Source organism: Pseudoalteromonas sp. OF5H-5 (assembly GCF_021530695.1).
Classification (GTDB): domain Bacteria; phylum Pseudomonadota; class Gammaproteobacteria; order Enterobacterales; family Alteromonadaceae; genus Pseudoalteromonas.
Map to the genome: position 1 here is coordinate 311,138 of NZ_JAKGBF010000004.1, position 12,178 is coordinate 323,315.

General features: G+C 42.3%; 11 protein-coding genes. 1 reads left to right on the forward strand and 10 read right to left on the reverse strand.

Going from position 1 to position 12,178, the window contains the following annotated elements:
- Positions 1–29 precede the first annotated feature (29 nt).
- From L1271_RS08165 to L1271_RS08180, 4 genes are all read right to left on the reverse strand, one after another.
- Complete coding sequence (locus L1271_RS08165; RefSeq protein WP_235367543.1) at positions 30–527, reverse strand: RNA polymerase sigma factor; 498 nt, start codon at positions 525–527, stop codon at positions 30–32.
- A 243-nt stretch (positions 528–770) separates the two neighbouring features.
- Positions 771–2,384 carry a sensor histidine kinase gene (locus L1271_RS08170; protein ID WP_010604527.1) on the reverse strand — a complete coding sequence of 538 codons (1,614 nt, stop codon included), beginning with the start codon at positions 2,382–2,384 and terminating at the stop codon, positions 771–773.
- Between the two features lie 31 nt (positions 2,385–2,415).
- Positions 2,416–3,219: a phosphate/phosphite/phosphonate ABC transporter substrate-binding protein gene (locus L1271_RS08175; protein ID WP_102056633.1), complete on the reverse strand. Its 804-nt coding sequence runs from the start codon at positions 3,217–3,219 to the stop codon at positions 2,416–2,418.
- Between the two features lie 111 nt (positions 3,220–3,330).
- Complete coding sequence (locus L1271_RS08180; protein ID WP_235367544.1) at positions 3,331–4,218, reverse strand: LysR family transcriptional regulator; 888 nt, start codon at positions 4,216–4,218, stop codon at positions 3,331–3,333.
- Positions 4,219–4,325: 107 nt separating this feature from the next.
- On the opposite strand from L1271_RS08180, the gene L1271_RS08185 reads away from it, so the two are divergent.
- Entirely contained in the window at positions 4,326–4,988 is a 663-nt protein-coding gene (locus tag L1271_RS08185) for an FMN-dependent NADH-azoreductase (protein ID WP_235367545.1), read from the forward strand.
- 43 nt (positions 4,989–5,031) lie between these two features.
- On the opposite strand, the gene L1271_RS08190 is transcribed toward L1271_RS08185, so the two are convergent.
- The 6 genes from L1271_RS08190 to L1271_RS08215 form a co-directional block, all read right to left on the reverse strand.
- The gene (locus L1271_RS08190; RefSeq protein ID WP_102056630.1) at positions 5,032–5,631 is read right to left on the reverse strand and encodes a polymer-forming cytoskeletal protein; all 600 of its coding nucleotides are present in this window, start codon (positions 5,629–5,631) and stop codon (positions 5,032–5,034) included.
- 191 nt (positions 5,632–5,822) lie between these two features.
- Positions 5,823–8,507: a DUF349 domain-containing protein gene (locus L1271_RS08195; RefSeq protein ID WP_235367546.1), complete on the reverse strand. Its 2,685-nt coding sequence runs from the start codon at positions 8,505–8,507 to the stop codon at positions 5,823–5,825.
- Positions 8,497–8,778: a YeaC family protein gene (locus L1271_RS08200; protein ID WP_010604521.1), complete on the reverse strand. Its 282-nt coding sequence runs from the start codon at positions 8,776–8,778 to the stop codon at positions 8,497–8,499. Before L1271_RS08200 ends, L1271_RS08195 begins: the two co-directional genes overlap by 11 nt.
- A gap of 2 nt (positions 8,779–8,780) precedes the next feature.
- Positions 8,781–9,107: a hypothetical protein gene (locus tag L1271_RS08205; protein ID WP_010604520.1), complete on the reverse strand. Its 327-nt coding sequence runs from the start codon at positions 9,105–9,107 to the stop codon at positions 8,781–8,783.
- A gap of 108 nt (positions 9,108–9,215) precedes the next feature.
- Positions 9,216–10,886, reverse strand: a complete 1,671-nt coding sequence (locus tag L1271_RS08210; RefSeq protein WP_102056628.1) for an alanine/glycine:cation symporter family protein — start codon at positions 10,884–10,886, stop codon at positions 9,216–9,218.
- A gap of 135 nt (positions 10,887–11,021) precedes the next feature.
- Complete coding sequence (locus L1271_RS08215) at positions 11,022–12,149, reverse strand: M14 family metallopeptidase (protein ID WP_010604518.1); 1,128 nt, start codon at positions 12,147–12,149, stop codon at positions 11,022–11,024.
- Positions 12,150–12,178 lie beyond the last annotated feature (29 nt).

The window sequence follows — 12,178 nt, forward strand, 5'->3', positions numbered from 1 at the left end:
TGTGCGAGCAGCGAAAGTGCCACCTGAACTTAACGAGACAATACCTCTTTACAAAAGTTTATTGCTACGGTGAGACGCTTTTCTACATTTGACAGGCTAATTGCTAACTGTGTGGCAATATCTCGTTGTTTAACACCCTTGATGGTGTACATAAAAAATATCTGCCGGGTTAACAATGGCAGCTCGTCCAGTGCCAAGTTTATGCAACGAAGCTCACACGAGCTGATATGGCACTTTGAAATATCGGCTATTTGGCTATCGATACATACCGTCATGTACGCTTTTTCATACTGGGTTCTAGCCTGTTCAGTACGGAAGTAATTAATGACTTCATTGTGGGCGGAGCGATACAGATAGGCAGTTGGATTTTCTACATTTCGCTTTGTTTTCATCTTTAACAGCTTTTCAGCAATGATTTGTAGAATGTCTGACGCTGTATCTGAGCAACCAAGCTTGCTAGTCAGAAAACGTTTTAGTGCACATTCATTTGAGGAGAGTGACTGTAATATTTCTTGTGAATACATCATTTATAAGTCAACACGCAAGTCCTTGCAAAAATTGCGAATGATAATAATTACCATTTATGGAAATTACAATACTTCTGAGATATAAAGCCTAAGTGGGTGAAGGTAATCCATCACCCTTTATTTAGAAACCTTTGTCTCAGGCTCACACCAACTGATATTCATTACCAGAATGCGGATCTGAACTGCGGATAATTTATACTTGAGTGTTGAATAACAAGGGCAAGATCAAACTGCTTTTCGAGTTCAAGGAGAAACAGGCAGGGTGATAGTAAAACAGCTTCCAATCCCAACCTCACTTTCTACTACAAGCTCGCCACCATGCTCTTTAATAATGTCATAACTTATTGAAAGGCCTAAGCCTGTCCCGTTGCCAATGGGCTTAGTCGTAAAAAATGGGTCAAATATTTTATCTTTTATTTCTTCGGGGATCCCCACCCCGTCATCTTGAATTCGGATCAATACACGCTGTTGTTCTAGACTTGTTGAGACGCGGATCTCTCCTTCGCTTTTCAATGCCTGAGCCGCATTGATCAGTAAATTCGTTAATACTTGAATTAGTTTACCTTGATTACCGAGCACTTGAGGGACTTCATTCAGTTGTGTGATCACATTAGCATGATATTTGAGCTTACTCTCCACCAGATTTAACGTTGTCTTAATACAGGCGTTAATATCACAAGGTTGCAATTGAATAGTATCTGCCCTTGAAAACTGTTTGAGGTCGTTCACAATTGCAGACACTCTTTGTAGCCCAGTCATCGACTCGTCAATAAGCTCAGTACAATCGCTATTAATAAAAGCAAAGTCTTTGTCTTGAATAAACTGATTAAACGCTACGAGTGTACTGGGTTCAAGTCCAAGCTGAATCGCACGCTTTGCAAGTTCGGCATAATCGCCATGATAGTGACGCATCACATCGAGATTACTCATGACAAAACCGAGCGGATTATTTATTTCATGGGCAACCCCGGCGGCTAATTGACCCACCGATGCCATTTTTTCTGAGTGAACAAGCTGTTGCTGTGCGGCTTCAAGCTCTCTATTGGTAGCCTCAAGCTGCTGATTTTTCTGATTCAGTTTTTCAGTTCTTTGCGCCACTAATTCTTCTAGATGTTTATTTAGCTCAATCAAGTCATGCTTATATCGCTCTCGACGCTCATGCTCTTCGGCTAAGGTTTGTGATAGCTCATCAAACGCCAAAGATAGCTCTTGTAACTCATCTTTACTCTGTATTGGTTTCCATTTGAAATCAAACACGCCGTTTTTGACATTCCGAGCGATAAATTTAGCTTGATTCTTCAGTATATACAGATTGGTTGTGAGATATATACCGAGAAAATAAGAGAAAATAGCAACTAACGCCATTTCAAACAGCGCGATGGAAACCGTCCAGCGTTTTACCTCTGACATAGCTCGATTTATGGTGCCAATATCTATGCCTATTTGAATGGTGCCAAACAGGGTCCCACCCTCAACAATATCAGCATGAATATCAAAAATACCGTCGGTAACTGTTTCAACTAACGTATCACCTTCAAATGTACGTTCTTTTAAGCGCTCGTTACCTGCAAAAGAAAGAGTTTGGTTTTCACCATCGATGACTTTAACGTAAAGGATATCTGGGTTACTTAATAACTCATTGGTAAAAGCATCCAGTGTGGCCAAATCGTATGACAGCACCGCATCTTTGGTCGCACTCGCAAACAGGCTTGCGGTTGTCGTTGCGCGTTTATTCATGGCGTCATTTGCAGACTCCATCATAAAATCAATCACTACAAATATGAGCGCACTCAACAACACCGCTTCAATAATAGCGGTGCCAATCATGGTTTTGAGTCTTAACGATAGCCTTTTCATTCAGTTGTGGGGCTTCTTAATAGTCCGCGTACTAATTGCCAACTAAGGTTTCTAATTCTAATGCTTTTACGTCTTGCCAGTCCTCGTTCGACGCCGCCATAATGCCTTTGAAATTCACCGCTTCGAGTAGCCTAATTCCCTCTTCACTCAGTTCAAGAGAGGTCAACGCCTCTACTAATCTTTGCCTTGCATCTTCTGGCATTGTTTTTTTTACGGCAAATGCATGTGGCGTATAACCTTTTGTCGTCCAGAGAATGTCGAGTTGTGATTTAATTTTGGGATCGGCGTTGTTGAAAGTACGCATAACACCACCGCCCGCTTTGACAAATCCTCTCGACACGTTGAGATAAACAGAATCATGGGAAGAGACATACCTTGGTGTAAATTCAATACCTTGTTTCACAAGTTCACCACGGGGCAAAATGCTTGCAGCGAATGCAGCAGGAGCCGGAAAAGCAAGCGTCTCTCCTCGCAACTGCGACAAGTCAGCGATACCAGCCCCCTTTTTAACCACTATGATCCCTTTGATCATTTTATCTCGTTGCTTGGCGATAGCTTGATAACCCGCCTGCTCATTAAATACAACAAAGTGATAGGGATTCATGTATGCTACATCATACTCTTGCTTCAACACCCGGGCTTCAAAGGTTGGTATATCTTTAGCGGTTTTAAACGTGTAGTTATCTCCGGTCTTATCACTGAGATAATCGAGAATAGGCTGCCAATTTTTGGCTAACTTATTTGCAGACTGCTGCGGCACAAAGGCGAAGGTATAATCACCACTCAAACATAAAGCGGGAAATAAAATGAGACTCATCAGCAGGATTTTTATCATCACATCACCACCTAGCGATAAACACTTTTCGAATAAGGACTTAAGTTCCACAAAAGTATAGATCAATATTAAAAAACGGCTTATCTGCTCATTGATAAAAGTGCCTGTCCTTTATCTTGTGTCCTTATCTTTGTTGGCCTTGATATTTTGTAACGCGCTTGCCAGCCAAATGGTAAACTGGTGAACAGTCGCCGAACTCTTGCGATAAGTCGTTTGCCTGAGCCAATAGCCATAGCCTGAAAATTCCTCCATTGTTGGGCTTTTACTTAACCACCCCTGTATTACTGCTGACTCTGCTAATACATCGCTCAATAGTGCCAGCCCTTGCCCGGCCACAGCCGCCTGCAAGACAAAGTGTTCTTGCTCAAAATAACGCAAGTCATAATGGCTTTCGTCAATGTGCGCTCGCCAAGGAATATTTTCAAGCCCCGTTTCGTCTTGCCAATGGGTGAGAAATAGTACAGGTTTACCTTGGTCTGGCACCCGATAATTTGGGCTAGCATAAAGCCCAATTTTCTCGGTAATAAGATGAGTTTCATTAGAATTCGGATCCGCTTTGCCATAACGCAGGGCGATATCAATATGCTTCTCTTTATTTAAATCAATGAGTTGATCGCTCGCGCATATTGTGATGGTTTGGTTTGGGAAAGCATGATTAATGGCAGCCATATTCGGAGCAAGCCAAAGTGCAGCAAATGAATTACAACATGAAATAAGCAAATCATTCTTTTGCTCGGTAAACTCAATAAACGCATTATCAAGCATATTGAGTGAATCAATACACACCTTTGCAAGTGCCTGTCCTTGTAATGTTAATTGCACTGCTCGCGTTTTTCGCTCAAAAAGCTGAACCCTTAACTGTGATTCCAGTGACTTTATCTGATGTGACACTGCCGTAGGCGTAACATTGAGTACCCGCGCCGCATCTTTAAAGCTCAAGTAGTGCGCAGCAACCGCAAAGGTTTTTATGTTATTCAAAGACGGTAAATGTGTGAACATAGCAAACCTATAAGTTAGTTTATCTCATCTATTTATGGATTCTTCTCAGTTGTCACATTGCTCTTATAGGCACAAAATAAAACACAAGACACAACTGGAGAAAAGCCATGAAAAACATTCTATATATAAGTAGTAGCGTAAGAAAGCATAGTGAGACGAGTTCGCAACATCAGTCAATTAGCCGGATGTTAGGTGAGCAATTTTTGACAAAATTTAGCTGCTTCACACATGAAGTGGAAATCACCCATCGCGACCTCTACGTGAAACAACCTGCATTCATAGATGAAGCATTTATAGCGGCTGCATTTGCAAAAGGCGTGTTGAGCGAAGAACAACGCTTAGTACTCGCTGAGTCTGACGAAATTATCAAAGAGGTGACCAATGCCGATATTATCGTGATCGCAAGCCCTATGTATAACTACGGCATGCCTGCCGTGCTAAAGGCTTGGTTTGATCTGGCGATCCGAGTAAATAAAACCTTCAGCTTTGATTTAGCACGAGGTGATAAACCACTTGAGCCAATTTTATCGGGTAAAACTCTCGTATTACTGGCATCTTGGGGAGAATTTGCATTTAAAAAAGGTGAGTCACAATATCATTTGAATCACTTAAGTAGCCATATCGAGCAGTTGGCTCCATATTTAGGTGCTGAGGCGTTTTATGAAATCGCATCTGAGTATCAAGAGTTTGGAGATGACAGGCATAAGCGCTCAAAACAACGTGCTATTGATGATGTACACAAATTAGCGCAAATACTTAGCGCTAAGTAAGAGCACAAGTGAGCGTATTGCGCTCACCTTACTCTCATGCAGCTTACTGTTTATAGTGGTAAGTGATCTGACTTTGTAGATGTTTAGGTTCAATATGAATAGGACGATAAAGCTGGATAGTGCCAACAATCTTTGCACCATCACTAATTGTAAGCGTTGGTATGTCTTTCTCAAGCTTAGAAGCAAGATATCCTGCATGACGATAGATCACATCACCTAAAATAGTAGCGCCGCTGGCAATTGTAATATCTCCGCTCGCGTTGATGACGCTTCCTTCAATTAGAACCGACTCACCAATCTCAATATTACCATTGGTAACTTGAATGCTCCCATATACGTGCGCTTTTTCCATCAGCATAATATTACCATTATCAATATTAACCGACTGCGCTTCACTATGCTTATCAAGCTGAACATTACCGTTAGTCACTTCTGCAGATTTAACTTTGGCCCCTTCAGCTAGCGTAATATTGCCATTTTGTAGGGATAAGTTCCCGGCTCTTTGACCACTTGCCACATTAATATTTCCAGCAAAATGGCTTAAGTCTTCACCATGAGTAGCGTTAAGATTACCTACCGAGCATGCAACCAAGTTGAAGGTAAACGCAAGCGCAAGTGGATATTGGTAAAGTTTGTTGGTCATTATTTTTTCTTCTTATTATTGGTTACTAGAGCAAAGTATTAAGACAAAGTGGTGTAACTACCTAGAGCCACTAAGCAGATTTCACTTAACCTTAGCATTCAAACCGAGCTCAGGAGGTGTTAGAGGCGGATAAAGTTTACATCGGAGAAGCCTACCCAGAGTGTTCTGAGTAGGCTCAAAGTATATAATGACTATGCGTTCAAAACAGCAAGTAACCTGCCTTTTGACGTCACTATATCGGCTTTTTCAGCTTCAGCTAGATAACTGATAAGGTAAGTCTCAAGGCTACTTTCTTCACCTTGCAGCTTTGCGTCCAGCATCGCAACTTGCTCAGACATTCTCTCGCTTTGCAACGCTTCTGGCGATGACTGATTCGTTAAAATTTCAAGCCTCAATAGCAACTGAGCAGCATTTAGCGAGGTTTTATTGCTACCTTGCCACGAGCTTGGAATATCACCGTCAGTGTCTACCGCTTCCACCAATTCATTGAACTTTTCGCGACGCTGAGATGAAAACAGATCATCTAATTTCGACTTCACTTGAGACAATAAACGATTCTTTTCTTGCTTTAGTCCTGGCACTACAATAAACATATTGAGTTCGTTACGAATAGCAACCAGTTCATTTTGAGTTACCGCTTCTATGACCTTGTTGTCGAACTCTGCTAACAACTGACGCTGCTCGGCTTCCTGCGACTTCTCCTGTGCTTTTTGCTCTGCATATTGTGCGCTGCGCTTCTCAAACACGGCATCATTATGGGCACGAAATGCTTTCCACAGAGTATGCTCTTGTTTGGCACCAGCAAAACCAATTTGCTGCCACTGTTTTTGCAATGATTTCAGTAAGTCACAAGCTGCTGCCAAATCTTCAGCCTCTAGCTGCTGCTGTGCAGTTTCAACTAGCTTTGTCTTTTCAACGGCATTGGCTTGATGGAAGGCTTTAAGTTTCTCGTAAACCGCTTGATGGTGCTCACGGTAAATCGAATTCAGCTTTTGATAGACTTTGGCATCCACATTGCCAGCATTTTTCCATGCTTTGGCTAGGCGATTAAATTGTGCTTCAACTTCTCGCCAATCAATACCTTCGTTATCCAAAGTACCAAGCAGCGCTTTCACTTCCTCGATCAGCGCTTCACGTGCAATTTTTGCCTGCTCACGCTGTACTTCTTGCTCCGCAAAGTAAGTGCGACACGGTACAAACAATAATTCAATTTTTTCATCAAATTGAGCGGCTTGTGCCTTTTCCTGTTCCGTTTCAACATGACCAAGCTCATTCCAACGTACTCTAAGTAATTTTACTTCCTCAGCACGCTTAACTGGGTCAACCGCCTCCTCAGCGAGTTTGTTATCAAGCTCCGCAAGCAATTCTTCACGTTTAGGTGTAGCAGCATACTTTTGCCAATCTTTAAGGTCTTTTAGTGCTTGAGACAAGCTTTCATGCTGGTTTTCGAGCTGCTTTTTGTAGCTTGGTGTTAGCAACTCAAACTGCTCGATAAAGCCATTAAAAACGCCAAATGCCACGTTAAATCGGCCCTGATCAATTAATCGTTGAACATCGCGTGCTTTCTTCTTCGCGATTTTGAGTGCTTTTTCTTGCTCATTTTTCAGCGGCTCGATAGCTGTCATAAACACTTGGCTTACATCTGATAGCTCAGCTTTTGCTGATTTATGCAATACCTTAGGCAGTGAATCTAGTGCTTTACGCGCTGCAACATAGCGGTCTTTTTGTGCTTGCACTTGGGTATCAAGCGATTCTAATGAAGTTGGTACTTCAACTGCTTTCAACTCTGCTAAGGCATTATTGAAGGTTTCACTTGCAGCAATAAGTGCGGGCAAATCGGCAAGATCACGCTCAATATTTTGCAGTTTTCGGGTAAACTCGCCAAGCGCTTCAACAGTGACATATTGAGGTGCAGACACTTTGCCTTTTAATACTTCACTACGCTTAACCAGTGCATCGTGCGAGGCTAAGTCAAGTGTTTTACATGCAATTTCGACCGATTTTTCAATGGCTTCAAGTTCAGCAGTTAATTCAGCAACCTCTAGGGCTTCATTTTGCTTTTGCATTAACTCAGCTTGCTGCGCTTGATGTTTAACTTGTAACTCATTGAGATGACGGTTTAATTTATCTGCTACTTGTTGATACTTTGCATCTAGTGCAGTTACCGTTTCAGCATCTAACCACTTAAGCTCAATGCTTTGCCACTGTGCAAATAACTGTTGTGCTTGCGCGTTCACAGTTTCATAGTTTTGCTTATCTCTTAGCGCGTTTAACTTGGCAAGTACAACCCGCGTTTGCTCAGCAACTTGAGCAGGCATTTCTTTTGCTAATCGCTGCTGCTCCAGTGATCCAGTAAGAGAAGTCAGCGCTTCACCTTTGGCTGCTTTTAGGACACTCTTTTCAAGTGAATGCTGTGCAATCAGTTCCAACATAGCGATCTGAAGTGCTTCATCACCTTCTTTGAAGGATTTTTCGATTAACGTGGCATTCGCAAGGCGCTTAAGCAGTTTAACTTTGTTCGTTAAATCGGTTTCAATTAACGCAACTTTCTCAAGTGTTTTAGCTGGCGCGTAGCGTTCAATGTATTCTTCACGAATGTTGCTCTGCAGTGCGGTGTCTTGATTAATAACCGCACTCGAAATTTTCTGCTCAGCAAGCTCTTTTAGCTCGCTATCTTGCTTATAAACTTTCCACCAAAGACCAAGGTCATTTACCTTAGTAAGTACCTTTTTTCTGATCTGTGCAGACTCGTCCTCAAGTGCTAGCGTATGTAGTAAAGTTGCGTCTTTGCTTAAGTCTAACTTGTCCACTGCTTGTGAGCGAACGTCAACCTTAGGGTGTTTCCATTTCGGTGTAAAAAGGTGTTTAAAGATCATTTTCACTGAACCTAGCTATTTCGTTGTCGGCTTTGAATTCTTGTTGTAATTCGCGTTTGGATTTTTGCACCATTTCACCTTTTTCGTTGATGGTGAACTGCTCATTGGACTTGGCTACTTTTGCTTGATATAGCATGACCAACTGCACGGTTTGCTCTTTTTGCGCATCACTTAGCGACGTACCATCAGGCCACTTTCCAGTTGACGCGCCGTATTGCAAACGCTCGAATACTTCAGGGGTAATATTTTGAACTAAGCTATCTACATTCATTACTACTTTTTCTTTTTCAAAATAACGAGGATGACTCGATTAATTAAGTACCAAACCGCACCTATGCCTATAGCGCTTTTGCTTGCGATCATTTCAAACGAGTTAGGTTCAGGCTGCTGCCAATAGATATATAAGAATCCGCCTAGCACTAAGATCAGTGCAATAAACGAGTAATTCATTACTGATTGCTGACGTTTTACACGGTTTCTAGAGGCCGCTCTCTCTCTGTCTTCTTGAGAAAAGTCTGCTAAATTGGTTTCACAATGCGGGCAGGACTTATGTTTGGAGGAAATAGATTTACCGCAGCTTGGGCACTGTGCTATTGCCATCGTGTTACTTCTCCATAATACAAAAAAGGGCACCTGTGAGGCGCCCTATTCTACTACCTTTGCGAACTCTTGTCCTTAAATGACAAGATAATTTTAATTAAAATTCGCTCACTGTTTGTGTTCTTTGTTGAAATCTTCCCAGTATTCTTTAACTGAAGATTTCATTTCTTTTCTGAGTAGTAAAATACCAAATAAGTTAGGTAAGGTCATCACTACAATGGCCACTGCAGCCAACTTCCACACTAGTGTCGTATCAGCAAACGACGCCCAGAAGAAACCTGCAACATAGAATACGCGATATGGCATGACCGAGCGGCTACCCAGAAGATAAATCATCGCGCGGTCGCCATAGTATGACCATGCAATTGCCGTAGAAAACGCGAATAACAACAAGCCAATCGAAACGATGTATTTACCATTTTCGCCCAAATAACCTCGGGTAAATGCTTTGGTTGTCAGCTCTGCCGAATGCACTAAAGAGTAACCAATCACGCTGATGCTATTGTCTGTTGGCAAGCCGTCTTTCACTTCGACGGTACCTGTGTACTTGTGACGCTCTGTAATACCAAAACGTACTTGCTCACCAATAGAGCGCGAGTGGATCACGGTAAAGTTTTCTGTTACCGCCTTACCCTGTACGACTTCAATCTCACCATTGAAAGGTTTGACAGTATGCTCTTTTTTACCATTCAAGTAGGCGTACAATGCATCTCGGTCTTGTTGATTCGATTCGTCATATTTACCGTCTAAGATAACCATAGACGAGCGCTCAAAATGAGTTTCGAACTTTTCAGTCCACACCCCCGATGACAAAATAACCAACCCCGTCAAGGTACAGATAATGATTGTGTCAATAAACGGTTCCAGAATGGAAACCATACCTTCAGATACTGGCTCATCGGCTTTTGCCGAAGCGTGCGCGATTGGTGCTGAACCTTGACCCGCTTCATTAGAAAATAGACCTCGGTTAACCCCACGGTTAAATGCATACGCAAAAGAAGCCCCTAAGAAACCACCCGCTGCCGCAGATCCCGTGAAAGCATCTGTAAATACCGAAAGGAAAGAAGGAACGATATTCTCAATGTTGTAGAAAATAACGGCAAAAGAGCCAAGAATATAAATCGCAGCCATTAATGGCACAACGCGAGAAGTGATAGCAGCAATGCGCTTGATACCACCAAGTATAACAAGCGCAAGTAAAACTGAAAGCACAGCGCCTGTTGCCATCGGTGCAAAACCAAAGGTCGCTTCCATGCCTTGAGCAATGTTGTTGATCTGCGGCAAGCTACCTGTACCAAATGAGCTAATCACAGTCGCAATTGCAAATAATACCGCTAACCATTTCATGTTTAGGCGGCGATCCATATAGTACATTGGACCACCGGCCATGGTGCCATCATCTGTTTGTACACGGTATTTATGCGATAGCGTGACTTCCACAAATTTGGTTGTCATACCAAAAAAGGCCGTCATCCACATCCAAAATAATGCTGCAGGCCCGCCGATTGAAATTGCCAGTGCCACCCCACCAATATTCCCAGTACCAACTGTGCCAGAAAGTGCCGTTGCGAGTGCTTGGAAGTGTGTGGTATCCCCTTCTAGGCCCTTTTTATCGTATTTTCCGGTAACGACTTTACAAGCATGTTTGAAATATCGGATCTGTGGAAATTTCAAGTAGATTGTAAAAAACAAACCTACCCCTAACAGTACATACGGGAACCAAGGTGAACCACCTAACATTCCATCCAAGCTATCTAATAAGCTGCCTAACGCATCCACGAATATTCCCCTTTATTGTTGTTATTACACCCTGTTGAGGTGTTCTACTTTATTATTTTTAAATATTATTTTGTTGTTCTTTTAAACGCACAAAAATAAACGGGTAATCAATATGGTGATTACCCGTCTTTAAGCTTATCTTAAGTCGTCAACCACATTTAAGATTGCAGCTAAGGTGTCTTGACCAAACTGATATGAGCGTCGGTCTGACCAACCGAAGTATGGATCTGGCAGATTTGCATTATCCTTAAACGGCATTTCAACGGTATAAGCCAACGCTTTGAACGCTTCACCAACAGCACACGAAGCAACGGTAAGGTTTGCTTCACCCGGTGCATCTTTATCGTAACCAAATTCATCTTGGAACTCAGGTGTAATAGTCAACAGTGCCGCCTTGAAAGATTCTTCCAAACGTTGTAGACGCTCATCATAGCTCGGAATACCTTCACTGCCCGCAACGAAGTTATACGGTAATGCTTCGTCACCATGAATATCGAGGTACATATCCAGCCCAGTTTCATGCATTTTATTTAATACATAATAAACTTCAGGTGAGTTCTCAAGTGTTGGCGTTTGCCATTCACGGTTAAGGTTAACGCCTTTTGCATTTGTACGCAGATGACCACGAACGCTGCCGTCCGGATTCATATTTGGCACGACATAAAATACCGCTTTCGATAACAGTGCAGCGGAATGTGGATCTTCGTCATCCAATAATTTGTGAAGTAGACCTTCAACAAACCATTCTGCCATCGTTTCACCTGGGTGCTGGCGCGCCGTGATCCAAATCTTTTTCTTCTCATCTGACGGCTCACCAATAGTGAGTAAGCTCATATCACGGCCATCAAGCGTTTGACCTAGCGTCTCTACAACGCACGCATCATGGGCTTGAGCCCAGTAGACTAGGTCTAAATGGCGCTCATAACTATAAGGAGCAAAATAAGCAAAGTAGGTATGAGCACATTCAGGCTCAAAATCGATAGTTAATGTGCCATTCTCATAACGGGTTGGCACACGGAACCAAGTTTGACGATCGTAAGATGCAACCGCATGATAGTCATCCCAACCTTCAGGGTACGCTGAGTTTAGTAGTTGGTTGATATGAATTTTGTGCTCTAAAAAAGGCGTAGACTCAAGTCTAAAGTGAAACCATTGAAAAAAGTCAGACTCATTGTCTTTATTGATTTCTAGTTGAATATCCGCAGGTGATTCTGCTTTTACCACCTTGATATTACCACTATCGAAATTACTCGTAATGCGCATAGGTTTCCCTAAATAAGTTAAAAACTGTT